The organism is Paenibacillus sp. NPDC057886, assembly GCF_042796655.1.
Lineage (GTDB): Bacteria > Bacillota > Bacilli > Paenibacillales > Paenibacillaceae > Paenibacillus.
Window position 1 is genome coordinate 240,683 of sequence record NZ_JBHVMZ010000004.1, and the last position, 26,851, is coordinate 267,533.

General features: G+C 45.0%; 24 protein-coding genes. 5 read left to right on the plus strand and 19 right to left on the minus strand.

Annotated elements, in window-relative coordinates; genetic code table 11:
- Window positions 1-63 precede the first annotated feature (63 nt).
- The 3 genes from ACFVQB_RS15325 (at window position 64) to ACFVQB_RS15335 (ending at window position 3,438) form a co-directional block, all read left to right on the plus strand.
- The gene (locus ACFVQB_RS15325; protein ID WP_024630502.1) at window positions 64-1,302 is read left to right on the plus strand and encodes an aspartate aminotransferase family protein; all 1,239 of its coding nucleotides are present in this window, start codon (window positions 64-66) and stop codon (window positions 1,300-1,302) included.
- 277 nt (window positions 1,303-1,579) lie between these two features.
- Window positions 1,580-2,629 carry a zinc-dependent alcohol dehydrogenase gene (locus tag ACFVQB_RS15330; protein WP_063563107.1) on the plus strand — a complete coding sequence of 350 codons (1,050 nt, stop codon included), beginning with the start codon at window positions 1,580-1,582 and terminating at the stop codon, window positions 2,627-2,629.
- Window positions 2,630-2,700: 71 nt separating this feature from the next.
- Window positions 2,701-3,438 (plus strand): HAD family hydrolase, encoded by a 738-nt coding sequence (locus tag ACFVQB_RS15335; protein WP_379440593.1) that lies wholly within the window; start codon window positions 2,701-2,703, stop codon window positions 3,436-3,438.
- Window positions 3,439-3,539: 101 nt separating this feature from the next.
- Here the strand turns inward: ACFVQB_RS15335 and ACFVQB_RS15340 are convergent, their stop codons facing one another.
- The 4 genes from ACFVQB_RS15340 to ACFVQB_RS15355 all read right to left on the minus strand — a co-directional run bounded on the left by ACFVQB_RS15340 (window position 3,540) and on the right by ACFVQB_RS15355 (window position 5,553).
- Window positions 3,540-3,722 carry a YjfB family protein gene (locus ACFVQB_RS15340; protein WP_024630505.1) on the minus strand — a complete coding sequence of 61 codons (183 nt, stop codon included), beginning with the start codon at window positions 3,720-3,722 and terminating at the stop codon, window positions 3,540-3,542.
- Window positions 3,723-3,831: 109 nt separating this feature from the next.
- Window positions 3,832-4,092, minus strand: coding sequence for a hypothetical protein (locus ACFVQB_RS15345; RefSeq protein ID WP_379440597.1), 261 nt, complete (start codon window positions 4,090-4,092; stop codon window positions 3,832-3,834).
- Window positions 4,093-4,124: 32 nt separating this feature from the next.
- Window positions 4,125-4,985: a Cof-type HAD-IIB family hydrolase gene (locus tag ACFVQB_RS15350; RefSeq protein WP_379440600.1), complete on the minus strand. Its 861-nt coding sequence runs from the start codon at window positions 4,983-4,985 to the stop codon at window positions 4,125-4,127.
- Window positions 4,986-5,028: 43 nt separating this feature from the next.
- Window positions 5,029-5,553, minus strand: coding sequence for a GNAT family N-acetyltransferase (locus ACFVQB_RS15355; RefSeq protein WP_379440602.1), 525 nt, complete (start codon window positions 5,551-5,553; stop codon window positions 5,029-5,031).
- A gap of 210 nt (window positions 5,554-5,763) precedes the next feature.
- On the opposite strand from ACFVQB_RS15355, the gene ACFVQB_RS15360 reads away from it, so the two are divergent.
- Window positions 5,764-6,924: a S8 family peptidase gene (locus ACFVQB_RS15360; protein WP_379440605.1), complete on the plus strand. Its 1,161-nt coding sequence runs from the start codon at window positions 5,764-5,766 to the stop codon at window positions 6,922-6,924.
- Between the two features lie 155 nt (window positions 6,925-7,079).
- Here ACFVQB_RS15360 and ACFVQB_RS15365 read toward each other — a convergent pair whose 3' ends face one another.
- The 10 genes from ACFVQB_RS15365 to ACFVQB_RS15410 form a co-directional block, all read right to left on the minus strand.
- A complete protein-coding gene (locus ACFVQB_RS15365) occupies window positions 7,080-8,522 on the minus strand; it encodes a 6-phospho-beta-glucosidase (RefSeq protein ID WP_379440608.1) in 1,443 nt (480 codons plus the stop codon).
- A gap of 34 nt (window positions 8,523-8,556) precedes the next feature.
- Window positions 8,557-10,467: a beta-glucoside-specific PTS transporter subunit IIABC gene (locus ACFVQB_RS15370; RefSeq protein WP_379440611.1), complete on the minus strand. Its 1,911-nt coding sequence runs from the start codon at window positions 10,465-10,467 to the stop codon at window positions 8,557-8,559.
- Window positions 10,468-10,833: 366 nt separating this feature from the next.
- A complete protein-coding gene (gene licT, locus ACFVQB_RS15375; RefSeq protein ID WP_063563219.1) occupies window positions 10,834-11,673 on the minus strand; it encodes a BglG family transcription antiterminator LicT in 840 nt (279 codons plus the stop codon).
- 591 nt (window positions 11,674-12,264) lie between these two features.
- Window positions 12,265-13,056, minus strand: a complete 792-nt coding sequence (locus tag ACFVQB_RS15380; RefSeq protein WP_379440615.1) for a class I SAM-dependent methyltransferase — start codon at window positions 13,054-13,056, stop codon at window positions 12,265-12,267.
- A 30-nt stretch (window positions 13,057-13,086) separates the two neighbouring features.
- On the minus strand, window positions 13,087-13,224 hold the full coding sequence (locus tag ACFVQB_RS15385; protein ID WP_379440618.1) for a hypothetical protein: 138 nt from the start codon (window positions 13,222-13,224) through the stop codon (window positions 13,087-13,089).
- Window positions 13,225-13,785: a DEAD/DEAH box helicase family protein gene (locus tag ACFVQB_RS15390; RefSeq protein WP_379440621.1), complete on the minus strand. Its 561-nt coding sequence runs from the start codon at window positions 13,783-13,785 to the stop codon at window positions 13,225-13,227.
- Window positions 13,786-13,967: 182 nt separating this feature from the next.
- On the minus strand, window positions 13,968-15,056 hold the full coding sequence (locus tag ACFVQB_RS15395; protein WP_379440624.1) for an acyltransferase: 1,089 nt from the start codon (window positions 15,054-15,056) through the stop codon (window positions 13,968-13,970).
- Between the two features lie 137 nt (window positions 15,057-15,193).
- Entirely contained in the window at window positions 15,194-15,727 is a 534-nt protein-coding gene (locus ACFVQB_RS15400; protein ID WP_379440627.1) for a GNAT family N-acetyltransferase, read from the minus strand.
- Between the two features lie 49 nt (window positions 15,728-15,776).
- Entirely contained in the window at window positions 15,777-16,172 is a 396-nt protein-coding gene (locus ACFVQB_RS15405; RefSeq protein WP_379440630.1) for a VOC family protein, read from the minus strand.
- A gap of 186 nt (window positions 16,173-16,358) precedes the next feature.
- Window positions 16,359-19,070, minus strand: coding sequence for a family 78 glycoside hydrolase catalytic domain (locus tag ACFVQB_RS15410; RefSeq protein ID WP_379440632.1), 2,712 nt, complete (start codon window positions 19,068-19,070; stop codon window positions 16,359-16,361).
- A 137-nt stretch (window positions 19,071-19,207) separates the two neighbouring features.
- Between ACFVQB_RS15410 and ACFVQB_RS15415 the strand changes: the two genes are divergently transcribed.
- Window positions 19,208-20,089: a helix-turn-helix domain-containing protein gene (locus ACFVQB_RS15415; protein WP_379440634.1), complete on the plus strand. Its 882-nt coding sequence runs from the start codon at window positions 19,208-19,210 to the stop codon at window positions 20,087-20,089.
- A 33-nt stretch (window positions 20,090-20,122) separates the two neighbouring features.
- On the opposite strand, the gene ACFVQB_RS15420 is transcribed toward ACFVQB_RS15415, so the two are convergent.
- The 5 genes from ACFVQB_RS15420 to ACFVQB_RS15440 form a co-directional block, all read right to left on the minus strand.
- Window positions 20,123-20,716 carry a 5' nucleotidase, NT5C type gene (locus ACFVQB_RS15420; RefSeq protein ID WP_379440636.1) on the minus strand — a complete coding sequence of 198 codons (594 nt, stop codon included), beginning with the start codon at window positions 20,714-20,716 and terminating at the stop codon, window positions 20,123-20,125.
- Between the two features lie 124 nt (window positions 20,717-20,840).
- Window positions 20,841-22,304, minus strand: a complete 1,464-nt coding sequence (locus ACFVQB_RS15425) for a glycoside hydrolase family 1 protein (protein WP_379440638.1) — start codon at window positions 22,302-22,304, stop codon at window positions 20,841-20,843.
- Window positions 22,305-22,354: 50 nt separating this feature from the next.
- On the minus strand, window positions 22,355-24,274 hold the full coding sequence (locus ACFVQB_RS15430; RefSeq protein WP_379440640.1) for a beta-glucoside-specific PTS transporter subunit IIABC: 1,920 nt from the start codon (window positions 24,272-24,274) through the stop codon (window positions 22,355-22,357).
- 144 nt (window positions 24,275-24,418) lie between these two features.
- Window positions 24,419-25,261, minus strand: coding sequence for a BglG family transcription antiterminator LicT (gene licT, locus ACFVQB_RS15435; RefSeq protein WP_379440642.1), 843 nt, complete (start codon window positions 25,259-25,261; stop codon window positions 24,419-24,421).
- Between the two features lie 373 nt (window positions 25,262-25,634).
- Complete coding sequence (locus tag ACFVQB_RS15440; RefSeq protein ID WP_379440644.1) at window positions 25,635-26,738, minus strand: metallophosphoesterase; 1,104 nt, start codon at window positions 26,736-26,738, stop codon at window positions 25,635-25,637.
- Window positions 26,739-26,851: the final 113 nt, after the last annotated feature.

A 26,851-nucleotide genomic window follows, 5' to 3' on the forward strand; every position in this document is an offset into this window, starting at 1 on the left:
TGCGTAATCCGGAATTTTTGATCTTCGTTCAGGCTAGTACATTACATTTATGGAGGGAATCGTATGCAAACTTTAACCAAAAACCGTTTCAGAACCGGACAAGGGATTAAGTTGATTGACGATGCAGGCGTTGAATATCTGGATGGTGTATCCGGTACATTCAATCTTTCTCTGGGCTACAATCACCCGCATGTCGTGAGCAAAATTCAGGAACAAGTCGGCAATCTGACGCATATGTCTTCCTCCTTCACAGAACCGTATGTGGATGAAGTGCTCGATCATCTGATTGAATATGCTCCAAACGACATTAATGCCGGATGGATGCGGGATATTACGGGCTCAACCGCCAATGAATGTGCCACCAAAATTGCACAGAAATATACGCAATCCACAGACATTATCAGCCTGTATCTGTCCCATCATGGGCAGACCCAATTTGCAACCGGGATTTCGGGAAATGCCTTCCGGCGGAAACGGTTCCCCAATTCGGCTGTAGCCAACTCCGTTCATGTACCTGCACCATACTGCTATCGGTGCCCATTCAAATCTTCAAGCGGAGACTGCGGATATCAATGCGTTGAAGCAATCTCTGATGCCATAGAATATGCGAGCTCCGGCTCAGTCGCCTGCATGATTATTGAACCGATCCTCGGCAATGGCGGCAATATCATTCCTCCTGCAGGATATTTCAAGCGCCTGCGTAAACTGTGTGATGAGTACAATATCATTCTTATTGCAGACGAAGTACAGACAGGAATCGGACGTACCGGGTACATGTTCGCCAGCGAACTATTCGATATCCAGCCTGATATGATTACCCTTGCTAAAGGTCTTGGTGGTATCGGTGTACCTGTTGCTGCAGTATTGATGCAGTCCCGATTAAATGTACTGGAAAAGCATGAACATTCCTTCACCTCTGGAAGCAATCTGATCTCCGTAACCGCTGCCAAATCTACCTTGGAGGTTGTATCCGAACCCGGATTCCTGGATGACGTGAAACGCAAAGGTGAAATTTTAGGTGGATTACTGCAAGATTTGGCCATGAAATATCCAAGTATCGGTGAAGCTCGCGGGGTCGGGCTGATGTGGGGATTAGAAATGGTGGGTGACAATAATGAACCGGATACGGATAAAACCAACGCCATTATCGACCGTGCCTTCACGGATGAGCATCTGATTTTAAGAGGATCACGTTACGGCTTCGGAAACGTAGTTAAGGTCAGACCATCGCTAACCACAACAGAAGATGAGTTGGTTGAAATTGTAGAGCGACTCGATTCGGTGCTTGCCAGCGTCCATTAAAATGTTTCAATGCCTTTGCTCGAAGTGGTCGTTCCGGTTACGAATCGTTCTTCCGATCGCTGTTATCCCCGGATTTTTTTGATTTCCCTTTTCCAAGGGAAAAATCCGTTGATAGCGTATGCTTCCGAAGCAGCTTTCTTTCAGAAAGCTTTGAGGTGAACGCTCCGCTTCTCCAGAATCGATTTCGTCCCCTTCACTACTTTCGCATCTTGTCAGAAACTGTTTTTAAGATGGATCGCTATAGTTACATTTCATATTATTATTAGGAGGTTTTCACATGTTAGCATTGGTATACAAATCGGCTTGGGATGTAGCGCTTGAGGAACGGCCTGTTCCGGAAATCGCGAGAGATAATCAGGTGTTGGTTCGAATCCGGGCAACGGGTGTGTGCGGTACCGACCTCGGTATTGTCAGCGGTAAATATCATGCGGTTCCCTCCGTCATTCTTGGTCATGAGTCTGCCGGGGAAGTCATTGCCGTGGGCTCTGCTGTAACAACACTGCAACCAGGCGACCGGGTTGTCATCGATCCTACCTATTATTGCGGGCAATGCGACATGTGCAGAACAGGCAGACAAAATCACTGCACACATAAGTCGGTTACAGAGACGGGGGTGAGTGCTGACGGTACATTTACGGATTATTATGTAACCGAGGATCGCTTTTTGTATAAATTGAAGGACCATGTTAGCTATGAGGAAGCGACCCTGACTGAACCGCTGAGCTGTATGCTTACGGGAATTAATCAGATCCATCTGCTGCCGAATTTTAGAACGATTATCCTCGGTGCGGGTCCGATTGGCATTCTATACAGCTACGCCCTTGCTTCCAAAGGCGTCACTGGCTGTCTCGTCGACATCTCGGAAGAACGCCTGGCGATTGCAGGCTCGATTGCACCGGACCGCTGGGAGGTTCATTCATCCTTTGAAAATGCGATAGAGTCGCTGGCACCCACAACCAATCAGGTTGATATGATTGTGGATACGACAGGCGTCGTGGGTACACAAGTGCTTTCACAGCTCGCCAGCGGCGGTTATCTCATGCTGGTTGGTCTGAGAGATGGAAACACATCGTTTAATCCCAAGGAAGTTGTGGACCGCAGTCTGAAAATCATTGGCTCCATCGACTCGCTGGGCACATTCGCAACAGCACATTACATGATTGAGCAACAGATTATCCCGGCGAAAAAAATTATCACCCACTCTTTCCCGTTGGAGGATTATGAAGAGGCATTCCGCACACTCGGCTGCGATATTCAGGGGCGCACACTTCAAGCTTCTTCACATGCTATCAAAGTGGTGCTGCAATCCAGCGGCTCCAGTATCTAAAGTAGCAAGTTAATCATGATTGAGATACATTAGAGATAATTGCTTACAGAATCCTGGAGGAGGAATACAACATGGTAGCAAACAAGGAGTTTGACGGGCTGGGAGAGTCGAAGGATGGCAGCATTCAGGCGGTCATTTTTGACATGGATGGCGTACTGATTGACAGCGAACCGATTTATTTCGAGATTGAGCGCAGCTCTTTTGCTCATTTTGGCGCAAAGATGACGGAGGCGGAACATCACACCTATGTTGGTGTTACGCTTGAATCGATGTGGCGGCAAGTGTTGGACAAGCACCAGCTGACGGCTACCGTAGAAGAAGCCCTCGCCTACCATCAACATAATGTGATGCAGACGATGCTGGCTCACGCGAAGCTGACGGCCATGCCTTCCGTGGAACGCTGGTTAAGCTGGCTGCATGAGCAGCACATTCCGATAGCCGTTGCTTCTTCATCTCCACGTGCACTGATCGATCTGATCATGGACAAGACTGGACTTGGAAAATACTTTGAGGTCCGAATGACAGGTGAGGAAGTAACGAACGGCAAACCGGCTCCGGATATTTTCCTGACTACAGCTGAGATGATTGGAGCATCACCTTCAAACTGTCTTGTCATTGAGGATTCGCGCAATGGTGTTCAGGCCGCCAAAAGTGCAGGCATGCGCTGCATCGGATACCGCAATCCGGGATCAGGTGACCAGGACTTATCCAAAGCCGATCTTCATATTTCCAGTTACGATGAGTTATGGACGCTGAAAGATACACTTCCGCTGGAAGGCCGATCCCCAAGCTTGTCGGAGATTAACTAAGACGAAATAAAAAACCCAACCGGCTTCAATTCCTTGGAATTGGAGCCGGTTGGGTTTTGCTTGCTGCAAATTTAACGCGAGAACGCAAACTCAAATATTGTCTAGACCGAAATATCCAGACTTCCACCCAAATTAGGATGAGGAGCCGGAACCGACTTTAACATTTCTGTTAGTTGCTGACCTTGCTGCTCTGCCATGTCTTTCGACATGGACATGACTTGCAAGCTCGCCGACTGCGCCACTGAGACTTGACTCATAGCCATTGATAATGCTGCAATATCCATGTTCTGCACTCCTTTCGTTTTCTGGTCAATAGGCATACCTATTTTATATCGGTCAGATGGGAGGAAATATGTAATTCTCTCCTTCATATTCAGAAGCTTAACGTTCGTCCTAACCCAAATATTTCAATACCCCGTCCGTTTCCTTGGCTCTTAGGGTGACTTTGGCTAATAACTGTTCCGGTTGCTGAAAATCCTCTTTGATCTCTACCATCATTTCCTTCACCAACTCTTCCAGTTGCGCCAATGTTGTTTCTCTAGGTAAAATACGAGTTCTCATGATCTCATGTTTACGAAACGAATCGTCGTACGATGGAACTGCTTCCTGACCGAATGCACTAATTTCTAGCTCAACTTTTATTCCTTCCGACATTGGTTTCACCTCCTCCACTCGTTTGAGGTTGATTAGGACTCAATCAATCCATATTTCACAAAACTATGGTACAAACCATCTTCTTCGATAGTTCCAGTTATATCATCTGCAATGGCCTTTAGACCTGGCTTGGCATTGCCCATCGCAATCCCTACAGCACAATACTCCAGCATCTCCGCATCATTCATGCCGTCCCCAATGGCCAAGGTATCTTCACGTGACATGCCCAGGTGTTCCAGCAAATCTGCAATAGCAATGGCTTTATGAATGCCAGGGATCATCAGTTCACCGCTTCCTTCACCGAAGATGGGCACTGTGCACTGAATGACTTCGAATTTGCCTTCGAACTGTTGCTTGATTTGATTGAACGGAATCGTAGAGCTTTCCAGAAAACAAACCTTGTTAACGTCATCCTTGTATAAATCGGCTTCACCATACGTCAAACCGGCAATAAACGGATGTGGCTTTTGTTCTTTTTTCGCTCTGGCATTGGGATCATTCTGCACATCACCATAGATGCGACGTTCCAGATGAGATTGAAGATTCGCGCTGGCGTACAAGGCCGAATTGGATTCCAGGTAGAAGTCAATCTGGTGTTCATTGAAGAAATCGACCATATGCCGTACATCTTCAGCCGTTACCCTTTTGTGATACAGCACATCCTGACCGAACTCAACATATCCACCACCGGCACCGATCAGACCGTCAAATCCTACTTCCCAGATAGAATCGTAGATTTCCGCCTTCGATCGCCCTGTACATAAATAAAGCAGATGTCCATTTTCACGTGCCTGTTTGCACGCCTGTTGTGCAGACAAGGGAATGTTGCCATCATCATCTACCAATGTGCCATCAATATCTATAAAAACAATCTTTTGATTCGTTGTGCTCATCTCATATCCCCCAACAAAGTAATAATAGTCATAATCACTTATTTTACAGCAATTTGTCCATATGCACCGTCTGCCAATCATCGTGCTGCTCTACAACAACCATATATCCCTGCCGTTTCCAAAAATCGACGGCTCCAGGCAAAAAGCGATGGGTATGCAAATACAACGTTGTATAGCGCAGCTCTGCCACCACGTTCTCCAGTTCTCTAACGAGGAGTGAACCGATGCCGTATCTACGATATCTTGAATCTACATAACATTTCACAATTTCGGCTGCAGACTGCTCAGGATATCGTCCATTCACAACTTCGATACGCCCATCATAAGGCAGGATGCCAATGGAACCCACAATCTCTTTGTCTTCCGTGACGGCAACAAGAAAGACAGCATCGGCTGAATCCAGATAATGTTCTCTGAATTGCTCCAGATCTACAGGTAATTCCCCATGATCCAGCATGGGAAATACTTCTTTGCGGACACGCATGGCAAAATCAATTGCATCATTCATTCGGTGCTCCTGAATAGCTATCACACTCGGTACGGCCTGAAGCTGTGTCACAAAATCCACATTCCTTATCCTTAGATTCGAGCCCGTTTTCTGCTCCGTATACGAACCCAACTTAGCGCAAGTTCGCTCTCTGCTTACAATTCTACCGAATTAATCCTTTTCTATCAATCTATCTAAACTCCTAACCAAAATAGAAGAAAGCCCGCGCGATTTGATAGGGATTGCATACGATAAGGCGTGTCATCAATCAAATTCGAGGGGGAAGAACATATGTGGTTATCGCTAGGAATCTCTGCTGCAGCTCTGTTGGCATTGGGGTTGATCTATCGTTATGTGGAAGACAAACTTTCAGACAAGAAGTTTCATCCCCACGCACCCAAGCAGCTGTTAATCAAGTTCAAGGAAGGTACGACAGCCAACGAGATGCACACCCTGCATAAAAAAGCAAAATGCAACGTAGCCGAAACGTATGAAGATCTGGGCTGGTATCGCATTGAATCAAGAAAGAAAATGCAACGTATGTTAAAGCACTACAAGGACCATGTGCTCATCGAGCACGCTGAACCGAACTACTACCTACAGGCATCGTTTATGCCAAATGACCCTTTTTTCCCTTACCAATACAACCTGCAAAAAATCAATGCTCCTGCTGCCTGGGATATTTCTCAGAGTAACAGCTCCGTGAAAATTGCCATTATTGATACAGGGGTACAGCTCAACCATCCCGAGCTGGCCGGCAAAATTCTGCCCGGATACGATTACGTCGATTATGACAATGTTCCAGAGGATGGTAACGGACATGGCACTCATGTGGCCGGTATCGCCGCATCCATTACTAATATCGGAGTTGGCATCGCAGGTACGGCTCCCCTTGCTTCCATCGTCCCGTTGCGGGTGTTGGATAACAACGGACAAGGTACCACCGGCAACGTTGGGAACGGACTTGTGTACGCGGCCAACAACGGCATTCAAGTCGTTAACTTAAGTCTGGGTGGACCAACGGGAGAAGCTTTTCTTCAGGCTGCCGTGCAATATGCATGGGATCAAGGCGCTGTCATCATTGCAGCCGCAGGTAATGATAATACCTCGTATCCGATTGTACCTGCATCTTATCCCAACGTCATTGCGGTAGCTGCAACCAATCCTTCCGACCTCAAATCGAATTTCTCAAACTATGGATCGTGGGTAGATATGGCTGCACCAGGTGATACTATTCTGTCCACATACCTAGGCGGCTCCTATGCCTATTTAAGTGGAACATCCATGGCGGCTCCCCATATAGCGGGAGTGGCTGCATTACTGGCTGCCCGCGGAAAAACCAATGCACAGATTCGTGATGCCCTATGCTTCGCATCCGATCCCGTATCTGGCTCTGGAGTCTACTGGAAATATGGGCGACTAAACGCCGAGCGCAGTTTACAAGTGCCTTAATTTCCTCATAAATTAAATTCCTTCTATAGATACAGGTCGTTCTGAAGTGTCAGAGCGACTTTTTTTTGTACGAGAACCGGGTAATACCAAAGAAAGGAGCGGGCTCGTTTTCACGTAACCGCTCCTTCTTATCCAATGATCTCCTTCAGCAGGAGTTAAAAATATTGCGCCCCATTATTAGCAATAACCTCTTTGTACCAATGGAAACTTTTCTTTTTCACTCTGCGAAGTGTGCCGCTTCCATCATTGTTCCGGTCTACATAAATATAACCATACCGTTTCTTCATCTCCCCGGTACCTGCGCTGACCAGATCAATCGGTCCCCAGCTAGTGTAACCCAGAAGTTCAACCCCGTCCTGAATCGCTTCAGCCATCTCGGCAAAGTGACGATTCAGATAATCTATGCGGTAATCGTCTTCAACGGTGTCATTGTCCAGCAACACATCCGTTGCGCCAAGTCCATTTTCCACAATAAACAATGGTTTGCCATAGCGATCATACAGCTGGTTACAGGTAATTCGAAGACCTTTCGGATCAATCGTCCAACCCCATTCGGAAGCTTGAAGATACGGATTCTTCACTGATCCAAATACATTGCCTTCGGTCGAATCCTTCAAAATCTCCGGATCGGTACTTGTACAGCGGCTGGCGTAATAACTGAATCCGATATAGTCGACTGTATTTTGTTTGAGAATATCTTCATCTTCCGGCTGCATATCAATGATAATCTCATGTTCCCTGAAGAAGCGCTTCGTATAACCTGGATACGCTCCTTTGGACTGAACATCGATAAAGAAGAACGATTCCCGATCCTGCTCCATCGCTTTCCATACATCATCCGGGTTGGAAGTGTAAGGATAGACCATGCCTGCTGCTAACATACAACCAATCTGTGCACCTGGAATGATCTCGTGACAGGCCTTCACAGCCAGAGCACTTGCAACCAATTCATGGTGTGCTGCCTGATAGAGAACCTGCTCTTTGTTCTCACCTTCCTGAAGAACAATGCCTGCTCCAATGTAAGGAAGATGCAGCAGCATATTGATTTCGTTAAACGTCATCCAGTACTTGACTTTATCCCTGTAACGATCGAACAATGTCTTTGCATAAGTCTCAAAGAAACCAATCATCTTGCGGTTCTTCCACCCGCCATACGTTTGAACCAGATGCACGGGGACATCGAAATGACAGATTGTGACCACAGGTTCGATATTGTATTTCAACAATTCGTCGAAGACATCATCGTAAAACTTCAATCCTGCCTCATTCGGCTCAGCGTCATCGCCATTAGGGAAAATCCGTGCCCAGGCTACAGAGAGCCTGAAGCACTTGAATCCCATTTCCGCAAACAGTGCGATATCTTCTTTGTATCGATGATAAAAATCAATCGCTTCATGCGAAGGATAAAACTCTCCATCTTTGGGCTCATATGAATCGAGATTTCCCAAAGCAATAGGGAAGCGATTAGCCCCCGTGGGAATCAGGTCAACCGTAGTTAACCCTTTGCCACCTTCAAGATAGGCTCCCTCAAGCTGGTTCGCTGCCGTTGCTCCTCCCCAGAGAAAATTCTCCGGGAAGGCTGTTAATTTTTCATACATTCACGTCTACCTCCAATCCATAATGAACGTTCAATTAACCGAGCACTGTAAGCAATTTGTCTTTCTCTTTCACAGATGCATCTTTCGTGCCCACTACATCCAGATAATTGGACGTGTTCGTAATAATAATCGGTGTAACCGTCTCATATCCGGCATCCTTGATCGCTTGCAGATCAAATTCCATGATCAGATCGCCCACATTAACGCGGTCACCATCTTTTATATGAGCTGTGAAATGCTGACCTTTCAATTGCACGGTATCCTGTCCGATATGAATCAGCATCTCAACACCATCATCAGTTACAAGTCCAATGGCGTGTTTGGTACGATATACCGTTTGTACGACACCCGTGATTGGAGATACGACTCTGCCGCTGGTTGGACGAATCGCAATCCCTTTACCCATATGCTCTCCTGCAAAAGTAACGTCATTGATTTCTTTCAGTTCAACCACTTCACCAGCCATTGGGCTGAGAATTTCATATCTGTTGTTCGGGTTTGGATCAAGTACAGGTGCTGGAGCTGGTGTAGCTTCTACTTTGTCTTTGAATCCAACCACATAAGTCAGGATGAAACCAAGGATGAAACCTACACCACAGGCAACCAATGCCATGTAGAAACCGGAATCCACACCTGTTGCTTTGTTAATGAAGCTTGGGAAACCGAAAACGCCAAGTCCACCAAACATGTACAGTTTCGAACCTGCGAGTCCCAGAATACCTCCACCAATACCGGCTGCAATACAGCTCATGATAAACGGTTTTTTCAACGGAAGTGTCAGACCGTAGATGGCTGGCTCGGTTACACCGAAGATCCCCGAGATAAAGGCCGGAATACCTAAAGATTTTAATTTCGTATTTTTGGTTTTCAACATAACGGCGAGTACAGCACCCGTTTGAGCAAAGGAAGCCGCGAAGGACATCGCAATGATCGGGTCAGCACCGGATGTGCTCAGGTTAAGAAGCATAACTGGTACGAGTCCCCAGTGAAGACCAAACAATACAAACACTTGCCATAATCCACCGATAATCAAACCTGTAGCAACTGGGCTTAAGTCGTAGATCCCTGTTGCTCCTGCACCAATCAACTGGCCTGCCCAAGTGGATACTGGACCAATAAGAATGAACGTTGCCGGAACGATAACGAGCAAAGTAAAGAATGGAACAAGGAACGTGCTGACTACTTTAGGAATAATATTTTTGAAGAATCTTTCAATTTTCACAGCGAAGAATGTAGCGATAATGATCGGAATAACCGATGTTGAATAGCTCATCAGGATAACCGGAATACCCAGGAACGTAATGTGAATCGGTGATTCAAACAACGTACCTGCAAACAAAGTGTATAGTGGGTCTCCAGCAGTCAAACCGGACAGGGTAGGATAAACTAACGAAGCACCTATTGCCATACCCAGGAACGGTGAACCGCCAAACTTCTTGATTGCTGTATATCCAAGGAAGATCGGGAAGAAGTAGAACAGACAGTCACCCGTTGCATTCAACAGTTGGTACGTTCCGGAAGTGTCTGTAATCCATCCAAAAGATAAAAACATGGCTGTAAAACCTTTGATCATCCCTGTCGCAGCCAGCAGGCCAAGCAACGGTGTGAAAACACCAGAGATCATATCGATAAAACGGCTGAACAAACTTCCCTTGTTACCAGAACTATCCTGATCTTCTGGAACCTGGCCCTCAGCAGGCAGATTACCTGCCTTTACAACGGCTTTATATACATCCGGCACTTCATTGCCGATCACGACCTGATACTGTCCACCACTCTGCATAACGGTAATGACGCCCGGCAGATTTTTAAGTTCTTCCGTTTTAGCAACGCTTTCATCTTTGAGTTTAAAACGCAATCTGGTTACACAATGGAATACACTGTTTACGTTTTTAGCTCCACCTACACCAGACAAAATGTCTTTGGCCAGTTGATCGTAATTCATAGTAATTCTCCCTCTCTAAGTAGACTCCCGATGCTTGTGAAACAAAGAAAACCTGAACTACTGAACATTCACAACGCACCGGAAAATCCGGAAACAAGTCGTGATATTCAGCAATTCAGGTTTTGCCCTTAACGGTTGCAACCCTGTAAGGCTGTACACAGCGATATTCAGTTGTTACACTAACAACTTCATCTTAAAGTAAGTTGCAACCCATCTTTACGGACCCAGAGTGGTCAGAAGATTCGGAATTGCCTGATTGAACAGTTACAATCCGATTGATGTATGCGCTTACTTTATGGATTCATAATATAATAACTTCTGACCTTTTGCAAGCGTTTTTTTAAGAATCTTTATTTTGTAATATCGTTACTCAGATGTCGCATGCACCACGCGCTCAATATGAATGGTTAAATACATCATTTCTTCGTTAGTCAGTTGATACGTGTAGTTATTTTCAATGAATTTTCGAATTTTCTCCGAGCACTTGTGCGCTTCAGGATACTTTTTCTGAATCATCTCGAATAACTCATCGTCATTGTTGCTCTTGTAATGCTTGCCTTTTACCAAACGCTGGGCGAAAAACTTCAGATGGGTCACAAATCGATAATAATTCAGCGAATTCTCGTCAAAGTCCATTTTGAAATGATATTTGATGATCGTCAGAATCTCCTGCATGACCTGAGTCATGCTTCGAATGTTAGGCATCTCTTCGTTTAGTGCCGCATTTACAAAATGGAGTGCCATGAACCCTGCCTCATCTTCCGGCAAAAGCACACCAAACTGATCACAAATCATATTTAACGCTTCCAGCCCTACCTCATACTCATCCTTGTAGAGCTGCTTGGTCTCCCACAGCAGTCCATTACGGATGGGCAGATTATTACGATAACGTTCAATGGCAAAATGAATATGATCCGTCAGATGCAGATAGATGCTTTCGTTGAGCTTTTTCCCAAGCTTCAGCTTGGCATAGGCAATAATCTCCTCAGACACTTTCATGTATTCCAGTGGTATGCTCGCGATTAATGCCTTGAAATTTTCCTGAATATTTTCATTCTGTAAAGTAAATATCTTATCAATATGCTGCTCGGATACCTCGTCGCCGGCTCGTTTTTGAAAAGCAATTCCCCGGCCAATGACGATGACTTCACGTTCGTCTTTAATCGCAACTACAGCATTATTGTTTAACACCTTCTCGATCTTCACTTTATCCACTCCAATATACAGAAAAAGGCAAACCGTACCTTCCACGAGGTCACTGGCCTTGCCCATTTCACTTCAATGTTAACTATATGTGCGTTCATGGTATTACATTTTTCTACATTGTGCAACAAAAAAAATCGATGATACTTTCCCCTAACAAACCATTTTTTGAATGTCTAAATGGATCTGTTCAGTCGCTTTGTATTTTTTTCTGTTTGCGCATATTGAATCTGCATCTTTCTACCTTCCGATAAAAAACACTCCCTTAGCATGACGCCTTATCCAGGGAATTATACCTGCACCGAGAGCGCCAGATCCAGAATTTCAATACCTGTCTGTATCATATCTGTGTCATACAGTCTACTACTCACCTTCCACTTCGTCCATTTATAAACCAAAATTAATAGATGAATTCATGAACATTTTAGCGTCATTCAAGACTAAAAGTACTTGCACTTATTCACTATATTTTTGCTTATTTGCCTCTTAAAATCCTCTTGAATTCGGATCATAAATAAACAAAAAAGCCCTCCATAGAGGAGGACTTAATGTGTCCGAATGATGAAAAATAGCATGCAAAAAAATTAATTATTACTATTTTGTCACGCTTTTCTCACTTTTTTTGCAGACATATATCATCTCAACACTATCATCAGTCAACGGCGTACCATGCCAATCCTTATAAAGATGTAGAATCTCGAATCCATTCGCGCCTAATATACGCTTCATCTCTTGGGGGTATGTATATCTCAAACGGATATTGGTGCTTGCTTCGCTGATTATATTTCCATTCTCATCCTTCATCTTCCTTATTGTAGTATAGTGCTGGATCTGCTGGAGTGAATCATATCGGCTGATGGTATATACATCAACAGCATTATGTGTTTCACTATCGACATAACTTCTCCAGTATTCTTCAGTGGGAGGTTGTAACAATTCTTCTGTGCTTGGGAAGCGTGTACCAAAAATAAAGAGGCCTCCCATCTCCAAATGTTTGTTCACTGAGGATAATAATCCATCCTGGTCTTCATTGGTCAAGAAATGTTGAAACGAATTACCGATGGAATAGATCAGTTGACTTATCATTTTTAATTGCAGTTTGGAGCAATCCTGTTCCACCCACTCAATGGCTAATTGAAGATGGGCTGCCTTGCTTCTGGCCTCATCTAACATTCCCTTGTGGAGATCCACACCAATCAGATGGTGACCTTCCATAGCTAATGGGATCGTCGCTCTCCCTGTACCACAAGCGATATCAATAATTACGCCATCAGCATTTGCAGCCCATTTGGATAGGAATTTCACATCTTCAAGGTATGCATTATTCTCCTGATCGTATAACGCAGGGTTATTGTATTCTTCAGCATTATCCATATGAATGATCATTCGTTTCTCCCTTTTCGTGTAGTGGTTTTGTCATGATTTCTTCTTCTTGCTTTCCTTCTCCAGCTCTGCTTCAATTCTTCGATTAATGATCTTCAACTGGTCCGAATCCAAGTGATTGACATCCGTTAACTGTTTATCAATCTGGTACTCTTCCGCTTCCGCTTCCAATTAAAGATTGAATCGTTCTTGGATTAGCTGCGCCACATCTTTCGGGCTTTTGTCGGTGTTATTGATCCGAATATAATGCTCGTGCGTAATTTCTCCGGGCTCTGAGTTCAATCGATATTTCTCCATGCTCGAGAGCAGATCCTGCTCGGACCATTCGACATTACGCTTCGTTGCTTTGTGCAGCAGCCGATGTGGACTCTTGTTACGCTCCAGTCGTTCCGTCGGATCAGCCTCCAGTTCAACATAACATACCTCTGCACCTCTGGACTCGAACAACGCACTGACTTTGCGAATGTACTCCCAGTCCTCTTTCATATTGAATGCCCACACAAATGTAAAAATCAAACCGGGCAGCTCGCTCTTCGCCACTTCTTCAAAAATTTCCTGACGGAACAGATTAACAAGTCTCTTCCCTTGAGGCATACCATAACTGAAATAAGGGGACACCAGTTCAATCGTCATATGATTGTGAAACAATTTCAGATCAGTGATCTTCTCCAATTCCTGACCCACCGTCATTTTCCCCACAGCCTGTGGACCAAAAATAATGATGAATTTCATCCCACCACTCCTGACTTCAACGATATGTATTCCATTACTTGAATTTTATGGACATTAGTCCATAATAACGCCTCTCGGTCAAATAAAAAAGAGATTTCAAGCCATCCGCTGAATGTTCAGGGCTTGAAATCTCTTTTTCGGTTTTACTTCAAATTCATATTTTCACAGTATGCCCAACGTCGTTAACGTCCGATCAGAACCCATCCCCACTTCATTCGTCGGAGTCCCCTAGCAATAATCCATGAGAGCAGAATCGCAACAACATAAGACAGCATAATGCCAAGGCTGAAGTGTGGGGAGAGTTCCACGGAAAGCTCTCTTCTCCAGAACAGCAGCACTAATGGATGTATTAAAAACACTCCAAATGCCACAGTACCCAAAGAGTTCAGAATGCGAGTTGCCCGATTAGATCCATTCTGTTTCCATGCACCCATTCGTTCACATACGATCAACAAGAGTAAGCAGGCCGAGAGGGTAAACAGATTACGGAATAGAAATAGCAGCGTATAGGTTAGCGCCGGAGTTGCGGCGAAAGCCGTTTTCACATAAGTATTGCCATAAATAAAGACTGCTCCTCCGCTTAACAATGCAGCGATCAACACATAACGATAGGAGAATAATTTCTTCAATGCTGCATCGAAATTCAACCCAATCCACGCACCGAATCCAATAACAATCAGGTAACTGGGCAGCAAACTCCCCATCCGTGAGAAATGAAATTGCAAATGCAACGCGTAAAAAATAGCCTGCGCCGCAATAAAGAACAACGGTAAATATTGATTAAATAAACGATAACGTGTTAACGAAAGAAGCAGTGGAAAGACCACATAAAATTGCAAAATAATCAGAAAAAAATATAAATGCGTGTGTGCAGTACCGGTTAACAATTGCTCCGAGAACTGCTTCACATGTGCCAGAGGAACTTTGCCTGCTAGCCATTGTTTGACGATAAAATAAATGAGGGACCAGGCCAGATAAGGCACAAAAACATAAAATAATCGCTTTTTATAAAAAGCGGGCATCCAGCCCTTTTCCTTCATCTTGGAGCTGTAATTATAGAACAACACCAGTGAGGACAAGAACAGAAATGCAGGTACGGCGAATTGCAGAAAGCTGTTCCAAAAATAATAAAAGTCATGATCCAACGTGTGCTTGGGATAATGTGCAACTGCCGTAGAAGTCGCATGAATAGCGACCACTGCCATAATTGCAAAAGCACGATAGAGATCCAGATACTCAATACGCCGGGGCCGATTAACCGGTTGATTCATAATAAAACCTCACTTATGCCTGATAGGATGATAGTTTCCGGCCGCAATCCAGATTCTAAGCTTTATTTTAATCAGCAGACGTAAGTAATACAATCATGATCTATATTATTTTCGAGAAATCACTCCAAATTTCAACACTATTCGACATTACTTATCCAGAACCGCTCAACGATATTCCCGTCAGGTTCTACATAGTCTTGATCTTGGATGCCCCCGTTACGAAGAATAACTCTTCTGGAAGCCTCATTATGCGCGTCACATACGACCAATACTTTGGTAATCCCGAGATCTTTGGTAATTTCCAAGGAAAGCTTGAGGATCTCCGCACCGTATCCATTCTGTCGCTCGCCTGGACGAATTCCATAACCAATATGCCCGCCGCTATGGAGCAGCTTCTCATTCAACTCATGTCGTATATTCACGGCTCCAACAACTCGATCACTCTCCGACACGAGCCAGTATGTACTATCCCTAACCCAACCTTCCGGGATATCAATACCTTGTTCACTACGTTCCAAAAAAGCTAACATCTCTTCAAAAGGATTGGGTTCTTTCGAAATGACCCACGGTACCATTGATTCTCCGCTTGCAAGCCAGTCTTCATAAAATGCTAAATACGTTTCCTTATATTCCGCTGAAGGTTTGACCAGTCTCACTTTTTCTTTGTTCATTCTAAGTACGCCCTCCTCACTCATATTGATATTGCCATGCTATTTCAACCTAATATACTAATTCACAGTCATGATGCTCCCAGACGTCGAACAGATTACCGTCCAGATCCTCGAAAGTAAAAAACTTTCCGTATATGCCCTCATCACTGACTTTGCCAACACGGACATGACCAGCAGTGAGTTCAGTATGGAGTTTAACGATATCGTCCGTAAAAAAAGTGATTACCCATCTCTTTTTCTGCTTCACTTGAAATACGGCTCTGGAATCATGATCAGTTTCAATCAGATCAAGAATCGGTCTATTGTCTCTAAAAAGGCTAATATAGCCTTCTCTTGGCTGTCTAATATTAAAGCCAAAATGGTTCACAAACCACGCTGCTGAATGCTCAACATTTGCTACAGGAATGACATTGTATGCAATACCCAGTATTTTTCCAGTCGTCAAATTTATCCTTCTCCCTTCATTGCATTAATAAGTTGTGATCCTCGTATCGTAATGCAGAAAAGTGTCTCTATTCAAGTAAAAAAAGAGGACCTGCGTGTGCAGATCCTCTACTTGGGTCCAGCTTTCGCTATTATATTAGTTCACGATCCTGTTTGCGGATTCCTCTAATCCATACCAGTTATCCTGTTAAACTGATTCCACCTGTTGTGCTTGCACTTCCTGATCCACTTTAAGCACCTTGTATGTGAATTGATAGTTTCCTGATCCCAGAGCAATTCGTACATCCGATCCCTGCGTTTGAATTTCATGAATATCTGCTACTTGGTCCAATGCTTTTCCGTTCTCCAAAACCGTTTGCACATCTGCTCCAGGAAGAAGGATTGTACCCGTCGTATTGGCAGGAATGGTCACACGAACCTCCATCTCGTTATTTTCGCGCCGATACCAGTTTGATGTAACCGAGCCGTACATGCTCTCAAAACTTGCTTCCACCCACTCCAGTCCAGGTCCTGGTTTGGGCTCGATATGCACGATGCGGAAACCGGGCTGTTGCTCATCCGTATTAATCCCGGCAACATAACGATATAACCACTCCCCTATGGCGCCGTAAGCATAATGGTTGAATGAATTCATGTCTGCACTCCACAGACTGCCATCCTCCCTGATTCCGTCCCAATGCTCCCAAACCGTAGTCGCACCTTGTGTCACTTGATATAACCAGGATGGATAATCTTCCTGAAAGAGTAGCGTATAAGCCAGATCATGATGTCCCGTATCACTTAATACCGGATTCAGATAAGGTGTTCCAACAAATCCGGTGGTCAGATGGTTCCCTGCGTCCGCAACCAGTTTTCCCAATTGATCAATGGTACGTTTCCGAGCTGCAGAATCCAATAGGTCAAAATGCAAAGCAAGTACATGCGCGGTCTGTGTGGGAACTGCAAGTTTGCCCGCAGGTGTCACGAATTCATCTTGAAATGCAGCAACAATGTTGTCATGCAGATTATCATAATACGCTGCATCTTCCACCTGCCCCAGCACTTCAGCCGCTTTCCGTGTTAGAGAAACAGAGTAGGCATAGAATGCAGTTGCTACAAAATCCTTGTCTGTAGCTCCAATATAGCTGTCCGGTTTGGAATCCAGCCCGAGCCAATCCCCGAAGTGGAAGCCTGTATTCCACAAGTAAGGATTCTCCCCTTGCGCATGAATGTAATTAGTCCAGCGTTTCATGCTGTCATATTGCTCGCCCAACAGCCGGACATCACCGTACATCTCATAGATCGTCCATGGACAGATCACTGCGGCATCCCCCCAGGCAGCCGAAGAATGATTCGTATCCCCCCATCCCTCTGGCGTCGAACTCCTCAAATCAGGAACAAAGAAAGGAATGCCTCCGTCCTCCCCCTGTTCCGCCTGCAGATCCCTTAGCCATTTGGTGAAAAAAGGCGCCGTGTTCATCAGGTATGAGGATGTTCGTATAAACATCTGCGCGTCTCCCGTCCAGCCCAGCCGCTCATCACGCTGCGGACAATCTGTCGGTACGTCAACGAAATTCCCTTTTTGCCCCCACAATATATTGTGATGAAGCTGATTCACGAGTGGACTGGAGCTTTTGAAATCACCGGTTCGCTCCATATTGGAATGCAGAACAACTCCTGTGAAATCCTCGAGCCGAATCTCGTCCGGGAATCCAATCAAGTTCACATAACGGAATCCCTGAAATGTGAAACGTGGCTCGTACGTCTCCACTCCGCCACCTTTCAGGGTATAGCGAATGCACTGCGTTGCACCACGCAGGTTTTCAGTGTAGAAATTGCCCTTATGATCCAGTATCTCGGCATGTAGCAACTCAACCGTATGCCCCGTTTCACCCTGAATACTGAATCTCATCCAACCGACCATATTCTGTCCCATGTCCAGCACACGATCTCCCAGTGGAGTTGTAAGCAAGGCGATAGGTTTAATTTGCTCTATAGGCATTACGGGTACGTTCTCTTGTGCAATAATAATCTCCTTCGAGTAATCCAGCACACGTACCGGAGACCATTGGACTAAGGATGAATCCTGCCATTCGGATTCCATACGTGCATCATACGTTTCCCCCATATAAATGTCCGAGCTGCGAATAGCGCTGGGGGAACTCTTCCAGTTTCGATCCGAAACAATACGTTCTTCTGAACCATCGGTATAATGAATATGAAGTTCCAGCAGCAAACCTGTGTTCGTTCCGTATATCTTCTGCTTCTTCTCCCATCCCAAATGCCCTTTGTACCAGCCATCTCCCAGATAAGCACCGAGTATGTTCTGTCCATTCTGAAGCTGATCGGTAACATCATACACCTGATATTGCAACCGCTTACTATAACTGGTCCAACCCGGGGTGAAGTATGCTTCACCCACTCGCTGATTATTCAGATGAAGTTCGTACAATCCAAGTGCAGTCACATATATTCTTGCCGCTGCGACAGGCTTTTTCAGTTCAAACAAGGTACGCAGTCGTGGGCAAGACTCATCCTGCTGAGAGGGAGGATCGACTGTGATCCACTCCGCCTGCCAGGCATCTTCACTACCCATGAACCCCGTCTCGAAATACGCTGTCTCCGACCAGTTCGATTCATCTCCTGCACGATCCCAAGCACGAATGCGATAATAGTAGCGGGTTCGCGCTTCGGGGACCCAGTGATCCAGTTCAACATGAATGGACTGATCAGAGCTCTTTTTGCCGGAATCCCATTCAATCTGATCCAAATCTTCCGTCCGTGACAACTGAATTTGATAAGCAGACTGTACACAATTCCTACGATCGGATTGCAAATGCCAGCTTAATCTGGGCGACGTAATATCTAGTCCAATCGGATTTATTCTGTACTCACAACGCAGATGACTTACGGTCAACATCAGAGAAACATCCCTTTCCATCGTGGTTTCCAATTCAAGGTTACGATATAATTATATCGATTCTGTGATCGGAAATACCCGGTAATGAGGACAGTTTAACCCGGTAATCTGGTCATTCCAACCAAGGAGGCTATTCCGTGAATCCAACCATACAGCTGTTCAAGAGCGAATCCTTTTTCCAAAATAATCTGAAGTTGTTCGTGAACCGATGTTCGGAGGATTTTGTGGTTCCTTTTCACGCACACGAGTTTGTTGAGTATAGTTACGTGGCAGAAGGAAAGGGCTTTCATCACATTGGTGAAGATATTATACCGGTACACAAAGGCATGTTATTTGTCATTCCGGTCGGCGTTCCTCATGTATTCCGCCCAGCAACTGCGAAGGTATCAGAGCATCCACTCATTATCTATAACTGTCTTTTCAATTCCGAACTGATCCATACCCTGTCCATTATTATTCAGGAGGAGGAGATTCGAAACCATCTGACAGACCTGGAAAAGAATCGGGTTCCATATGTGTCCATCACAGATTACAGCCAGCGGATGGAAGAATTAATGGTAAAGCTGTACCGCGAAACTGCCGTTCCGGGAATCGGTTCTTCCACGATCCTGTATACGCTTGTTAGCCAACTCGTCGTGACAACGTACAGACAGATTCATCAAGCTGCCTGCAATGAGAAGGAAAATGCGACTGATATGGAACATATCCTTCATTACCTGGACCAACATGTTAACGAACGAATCCGTCTAAGCGAATTGGTGAAACTTTCTGGTTGGAGCGAAAGACATATTGGGCGCATGTTCGTGACCCATACCGGGCGGACGTTTGGTGCCTATCTGCAACATTTGCGCATACAAAAAAGCTGTGAATTGCTGAAGAATTCACAACATAAAGTCAGTTTAATTGCTGAACTTGTAGGCTACCGGGATGTAGATTCATTTTACGCCGTCTTTAAACGAATTACGGGAGAAACCCCGCAGGGCTATCGCAGGAACTTCAGAGCAGAACCATTGAATTAAGTGTGTTCCTGCCTTCCGTTCCTTTCTCAGGGTTCATCTCTTTACAGGATCAAACTTACTCTCTGCATGTTCTGTTTCGAGCAGACGATCTACATAAGCCTTTGCACCTTTCCAGGAGGTCATCAACGGAAACTGATGTTGCTCCCGTTCGTTTATATTCCATGGATGAGGGATACAGATGACTTTTTTTCCGTCATTCAGCGCCGGTATCAGGTTATGTGCTCCATCATCAATTAACAGATCGAAGTTAATCAAGTTTTTCCGTTTACAGGTTATAAACTGTTCTGGAGATATGTATGGCATATGCTTCTGAAGCCAATTCCACTTCTCAACAACCGTTTTGGGCTCAGCCGCCGTTAGGATCAGCAGATCATAGGCTTGATGGAGTTTTTCCACCTCTTCTACAACATATTCGTCATAAATCTCCAGCTCCTCAAACAACCCTGGCCGACCATAAAATACATCATGTGTACATTCCGGATGGCGCATATGGGATGTATCCCAATGTATCATATCCTCATATCGCAACGGATGGGTTGGGAAGTTAATGTTGTTATGATAGATGGCTCGCTTGACCAGATGACATATGGTGTCATCCATATCTACTGCAATAATAGGTTTCTTCATCTTCATCCCCTCCAATAGGATCACAGTATATCATCATCAATGTAACAGTGCTATCCTTTTTCAGCTCAAAATAAAAAGCGGCCCCTGCGCTGCAATAACTGCTGCGCAAGGACTGCCCCCGAAATCAACCCAAATCTTCGCCATTCGTAGCAATGACGTTCTGATACCAACCAAAGCTCTTTTTCTTAAAGCGATTCAATGTGCCTTCTCCATTGTCATCCTGATCCACGTAGATTACGCCATAACGCTTGGACATTTCTGAAGTGGACGCACTGATGATATCAATCGCCCCCCAGTTGGTATAACCCATAAGGTCTACCCCATCCATGACTGCTTCTTTCATTTGTGTAATATGTTTTCTCAGATAATCAATCCGATAATCATCATTAATGGAACCATCGGCCTCTACCGTATCTTTGGCCCCAAGTCCGTTTTCCACGACAAACAATGGCAATTGATAACGATCATACAGCTCTTTCAACGCCACACGAAGTCCAATCGGGTCAAGCTGCCAGCCCCATTCTGTACGCTCCAGGTTCGGGTTCTTAATGGTGCTGTACAGGTTGCCTCCAGTTACCCCATATTCCTCAGGATTTACTGCGGATACCAGCGATGTATAATAACTGAACGAGATGAAATCTACCGTATGCTCTTTCAGAATCGCTTCGTCTCCTGGTTCCATCGTAATGGAAATGCCATGCTCAGCCCAATAACGAGCCATAAAGGTTGGATAACTGCCTCGCACCTGTACGTCGGTATGCAGCAGGTTCAGCTGATTATCAATCTGAGCTTGCAATACATCCTCCGGCTTCGACGTTGCCGGGTAGTGAATCATACGTGCAAGCATACAGCCAATCTGGAAGTCCGGGTTAATCTGACGCGCTTTCTGCGTTACCAGACTGCTGGCAACAAACTGATGGTGAAGTGCTTGATAGGAAGCTTGCATCACGTTTTCGACACGATCTTCAATGATACCTCCGCCCGTGAATGGCTCAATAATGGTTGTGTTGATCTCATTAAACGTCAACCAGTATTTCACCTTGTCTTTGTAGCGATTCATTACGGTCTCGGCGTATCTTACAAAATGTCTGATAACTTCCCGTCCTGCCCAGCCGTTGTATTTCAATACCAATGACATCGGCATTTCATAGTGAGAGAGCGTCACGAGAGGTTCAATATTATGCTTCCGCAATTCGTCGAACACTTCATCATAGAATCGCAATCCTTCTTCATTCGGCTCAGCATCGTACCCGTTCGGGAAAATACGCGGCCAGTTGATGGAAAGACGAAATGTCTTGAAGCCCAGCTCGGCGAACAACGCAATGTCCTCTTTGAAGCGGTGATAAAAATCAATACCGTAACGCTTCGGGTATCCCTTCGCACTGTGGTGAGCCATCGCTTTCTCAACCGTTGCACTGGTCACGTGCATCAGTTCTCTAAGGTTGGTGTAATCCTTCTTCTCAAAATAAGGAACCATATCCGCCGTGGACCAGCCTTTGCCCCCTGCATCAAATCCACCTTCAGCCTGGTTGGCGGCAATTGCGCCGCCCCACAGAAAACCTTCTGGAAACCCTTGTCGATTGATCATGCGTATCTCTCCTCTTCTTATTGATGTCGTCTTTATTTCGTATTTAGACTTTAAATTTCAGCTTTCAATACTTCTTCACCTGTCGTAATTACACCCAATTTCACAGGCAGAACCTGCTTGTAATCTGCTGTATTCGTAACGACCATCGCCGTTGTAATGTCATATTCCTTGGCGATTTGATCAAGTTCAAACGTGAGTAACTTGTCTCCGGCCTGTACTCGTGCTCCCGTAGCAACATGGGCTTCAAAATACTGACCGCGAAGTTTAACGGTGTTGATCCCAACATGGATCAGAAGCTCCATTCCGTTATCACTGCGGACCACAATCGCATGTTTCGTTTTAAACACATTCATGATGGTACCTGTAACTGGTGACACCAGTTCACCCACGGTTGGAACAAATGCCACACCTTTACCCATCAATTCATCGCCAAACGTGGGATCATTGACTTCTTTGAGTGCGATCGCTTTACCCGTCATCGGTGCAACGGCTACCGCATCACTTGTTGGTGTTGGAGCACCCATATCGTCCACATCCACGGTTGCCACATTGCTGGAAGGTGCTGCGGCTGGTGGCGTAGAAGGGCCTGGTGAGAAATGAGCCAACGCCTCGGCATCGCCCTCTTCTTCCTTGATCCCGAACACAGTAGACATAATTGCACCCACAACAAAGGCAAGAATCATACCGCCAAAGGAGTACCAGAAGGTTTGTCCGATCAGGGATGGCAGACCCGGAAGACCACCGTTACCTGCAAGCACATAAGCTTTGGCTCCAAAAGCAAGAGCGAATCCACCACCCACTGCACTACCAATCATCGCAGCGGCAAACGGTTTTTTATACTTCATGTTTACGCCGTACATTGCTGGCTCGGTTACACCCATCAGAGCTGTAAAGCTGGTGGACAATGCAACGGTTTTGAGCTTTTTGTCTTTTGCACGGAAGAATACACCCAACGTCGCTCCAGCCTGTCCCATATTGGAGATGAACGTCAGTGGCAAGAATTTATCGAAGCCCAGTGTAGCAATATTACTCAGGATGATCGGTACGAGCGCATAGTGCATACCTGTCATAATAATGAGCGCCATAGCGCCGCCAAGAACAATACCTGCAATCAATCCGCCTTCATTTAGCAGCCAGTTAATACCGCCAGACAAGCCGCTACCTACAAATGTTCCCAGTGGACCGATTGCAATCAGTGTTACCGGAACCATAACAAGCAAGGTAATCAGTGGCACAAGCAGCAGCTTCAATGCTGCCGGAATAACGCGGTCAACCCATTTCTCAACATAAGACATCAGCCATACGGCAAGCAAAATCGGAATAACCGATGAGGCATAGCTGACAGCCGTTACCGGAATGCCGATAAAGGCAACCGATTCACCGCTGGATAGCAATGCGCCCATATCGGGATACATCAGCGCAGTACCTAGCGCAATGGCTACAAATGGATTACTGCCAAATTTGCGCGCGGCACTAACCGCAATCAGCAACGGCAGGTAATGAAATACGCCATCCCCAATAGCCGAAAGGATACGGTACGTGTCCGTTCCTGCTGACATCCATTCCAGCGATACGAATAATGCAAGCAATCCCTTCAGCATACCGGCAGCTGTAATCGCTGGCAGCATGGGTGCGAAGACACCCGCAATCGTCTCAAAAATATTAAGAATTACATTTTTATTTTTTTCCGGTTTAGCCTGTTTATTTTCTGAACTTTGCTGTATTGCCGGATGTTCTTTCACCATCGCATCGAATACTTTGGACACGTCATTCCCGATAATCACCTGGAATTGATCTCCTGAGATATTCGTTCCCATGACTTTATCCAGTTTCTTGAGTGAGTTATTGTCCACTTTATCGTTATTTTTCAGATCAAATCTCAGTCGTGTGACGCAATGATACACCGAGTTGATATTGTTTGTTCCCCCAACGGCTTTGATGATTTCTTGTGCCGTTTCCTGATGTTTCATGATCGTTTCCTCCTCATTTTTCCAATAAAAAATACCCGAACAAATAGCCACGTCTTCTACGTGTCATTCATTCGGGTATTGCCTGATTGAACAGTAACAAGCCCAATTGATATTTAGTTAGGTTCTGGTTCATGTTCTGATATTTCATTGGTCACGCTTCGGTTTCATTAACCGCTCCAGATGAAGGGTCAGATACAACTGTTCCGAATGAGTCATATCATACTGATAGTTCTTATGGATAAAAGTCTCAATCTTGCCGATACATTTGAAGGTTTCGGGATAGTTTTTCCGTACGACCTCGTATAAATACTCCTCCGCATCGTCATGTGACGAGTGAGTAATTACCCGTTGGCAGAAATACTTCAAATGAGTAATGAAACGGAAATAGTTCACGCTATCTTCATCCAATTCGACATTAAAGTGATATTTGATAATGTTCATGATCTCCTGGAGCAGTTGCATCAAATGAGTGACATCGTTCATGGAATCATTAACTTCCGCATTGATGAAATGCAGCGCTATGTTGCATATTTCATCCTTCGGAAACTCCACATCCAGTCTTTCCTTCAGTAAGCTGAGCGCTTCCCGGGCCACGTCGAACTCGGCCTTGTAGAAATGCTGCACTTCCCAAGAGAGCGGATTGCGAGTAATCATTCCCTTTTCCAGACGCTGGACAGCAAAATGAATGTGATCCGACAGTGAGACATAAATCCCGTCACTGATGGTTTTGTTCAATTGCGTACGTGCCAGTGTCACAATATCATCTGTCGCCTGCAGGATTTCAATCGGCACTTCCGTGACAATGGACTTAAACTTCTCATAGATCGATGCATCCTGAAGACGGAATACTTTCTCAATCCGTTCTTCATCAATCTCATCGCCTGCCTTGAACTTAAACCCGATACCCCGGCCGAGGATCAGCAGTTCCTGATTTTTGTCATCCACGGTACTGACAATATTGTTATTAAATATCTGTTTAATAATCATTATGGACCCACCTGTTTTTTTTGAGGATTAAAAAAGGGCAAAACCAAAATAGAAATAATAAAATCATTTCCATAGTGGTTTTGCCCGCATTACCGGTAACAAGCCTCGGGTATAATCTATCACAACCTGAAAACGGTGTCAACCAAAAATGCTACCACTGCTATTATACTTCATCTTGCTTTCAAGAAATATTTCCCTACAGTTCCACGTTACAGGGTATGCAGTCTTAATATTTACATGTTGATACAGAAACAAACTGGAGATGTTTTCTAATCTAAATGAATTTTTTTTTTATTTAAGGGAAACTTTCCTGCCTTGAGCACAAATAGGAGAGCCCTTCTTCCGAAGGGCTCAATTTTATTAATATCGCTAATTATTGTTGGAACATCACATTAATCTGTACAATCTCTGACCGACTGCTTGTGCGAATCGGAGGTCCCCAGAAGCCAAATCCAGAGGTCACGATAGAGTGCATGGACCCTTTTTGCAGATAACCCCAATCATTCTCGTAGATGGCCTGTGTAATAAACTGAGCGGGTGCGATCTGGCCACGGTGGGTGTGACCAGACACAACCAGATCTACATGGTTTTGTTCCGCAATATCCAAATCATAAGGCTGGTGATCCATTATGAGCACAGGCTTGCTCAAGTCGGTATCCTGCATCAATGTTGCTACTTCTGCCCGATCCTTCTCTGTCCGGTCTTTCCGACCAATCAGAGTAATCTTATTGTCCAATGTAATTTTATCATCATACAGAACTTGCATATTACTCTTCTCCAAAGCGGCAATCAGATCCTCAATCGGACCATTATACTTGTCGTGATTGCCCAATGAGGCGTACACTCCGTAAGGGGCCTGAATGCCGCTGATAATATCCGCAATTCCACTCTTGAGGTACATATCCAGGTTGTCATCGATAATATCACCAGGATACAGCACCAAATCCGGCTTCAACGCGTTAATTTCTTCCACCATACGTTTAGCGTGAGCAGGGCCGGACAACAGACCAAAGTGCATATCTGCAGCCATAACAATGTTGAGGCTGTCGACACCTTCCACTTTCTTATCAATCTGAATGCTGTATTGCCTTACGACTGGACTATAGGCGTTATAGATACCATAGCCCAGCGTGGACAGCAACAGCACGAGGGTGACCACACCTGCCCATTTATGAGCGTAATGTCTTGGAATGCGAGTTAGTCTAAGTAACCAAAGCGTTAGATGAACCACTGGCAGAATTAATAACAGCAGAGAAAAGATTGCAAGCCAGTAAGAACCGATAACACTCAGGAAAGAAACACTTCCAAACAACCTTGCCAGTATGAACGAAATTGCAAGGAATACAAGCGCAACGATGTAAAACCAACGAAATCTTGCAGATACAACAGGCTTCATCCAGCTCCAGCCGCTCCATCCTATGTAAAAAACTAATAAACCGTACACAACCAAAAACAAGATGCCTGCAAGTACAAACATGCCTCAGTTAACCTCCACGTCAATAAGTTGATTGCTGAATTTTCTCTTAGCCGAATTCCAGTCCATCAGAACAAGTATAACGCAGTTAAAGGGAACAGGACATCTGTTTCCAT

Bases quoted from the DNA above. Each gene is read 5' to 3' on its own strand.
- ACFVQB_RS15325 (WP_024630502.1), top strand. From the start codon at position 64: ATGCAAACTTTAACCAAAAACCGTTTCAGAACCGGACAAGGGATTAAG.
- ACFVQB_RS15330 (WP_063563107.1), top strand. From the start codon at position 1,580: ATGTTAGCATTGGTATACAAATCGGCTTGGGATGTAGCGCTTGAGGAA.
- ACFVQB_RS15335 (WP_379440593.1), top strand. From the start codon at position 2,701: ATGGTAGCAAACAAGGAGTTTGACGGGCTGGGAGAGTCGAAGGATGGC.
- ACFVQB_RS15340 (WP_024630505.1), bottom strand. From the start codon at position 3,722: ATGGATATTGCAGCATTATCAATGGCTATGAGTCAAGTCTCAGTGGCG.
- ACFVQB_RS15345 (WP_379440597.1), bottom strand. From the start codon at position 4,092: ATGTCGGAAGGAATAAAAGTTGAGCTAGAAATTAGTGCATTCGGTCAG.
- ACFVQB_RS15350 (WP_379440600.1), bottom strand. From the start codon at position 4,985: ATGAGCACAACGAATCAAAAGATTGTTTTTATAGATATTGATGGCACA.
- ACFVQB_RS15360 (WP_379440605.1), top strand. From the start codon at position 5,764: ATGTGGTTATCGCTAGGAATCTCTGCTGCAGCTCTGTTGGCATTGGGG.
- ACFVQB_RS15365 (WP_379440608.1), bottom strand. From the start codon at position 8,522: ATGTATGAAAAATTAACAGCCTTCCCGGAGAATTTTCTCTGGGGAGGA.
- ACFVQB_RS15370 (WP_379440611.1), bottom strand. From the start codon at position 10,467: ATGAATTACGATCAACTGGCCAAAGACATTTTGTCTGGTGTAGGTGGA.
- ACFVQB_RS15380 (WP_379440615.1), bottom strand. From the start codon at position 13,056: ATGATCATTCATATGGATAATGCTGAAGAATACAATAACCCTGCGTTA.
- ACFVQB_RS15390 (WP_379440621.1), bottom strand. From the start codon at position 13,785: ATGAAATTCATCATTATTTTTGGTCCACAGGCTGTGGGGAAAATGACG.
- ACFVQB_RS15395 (WP_379440624.1), bottom strand. From the start codon at position 15,056: ATGAATCAACCGGTTAATCGGCCCCGGCGTATTGAGTATCTGGATCTC.
- ACFVQB_RS15400 (WP_379440627.1), bottom strand. From the start codon at position 15,727: ATGAACAAAGAAAAAGTGAGACTGGTCAAACCTTCAGCGGAATATAAG.
- ACFVQB_RS15410 (WP_379440632.1), bottom strand. From the start codon at position 19,070: ATGTTGACCGTAAGTCATCTGCGTTGTGAGTACAGAATAAATCCGATT.
- ACFVQB_RS15420 (WP_379440636.1), bottom strand. From the start codon at position 20,716: ATGAAGAAACCTATTATTGCAGTAGATATGGATGACACCATATGTCAT.
- ACFVQB_RS15425 (WP_379440638.1), bottom strand. From the start codon at position 22,304: ATGATCAATCGACAAGGGTTTCCAGAAGGTTTTCTGTGGGGCGGCGCA.
- ACFVQB_RS15430 (WP_379440640.1), bottom strand. From the start codon at position 24,274: ATGAAACATCAGGAAACGGCACAAGAAATCATCAAAGCCGTTGGGGGA.
- licT (WP_379440642.1), bottom strand. From the start codon at position 25,261: ATGATTATTAAACAGATATTTAATAACAATATTGTCAGTACCGTGGAT.
- ACFVQB_RS15440 (WP_379440644.1), bottom strand. From the start codon at position 26,738: ATGTTTGTACTTGCAGGCATCTTGTTTTTGGTTGTGTACGGTTTATTA.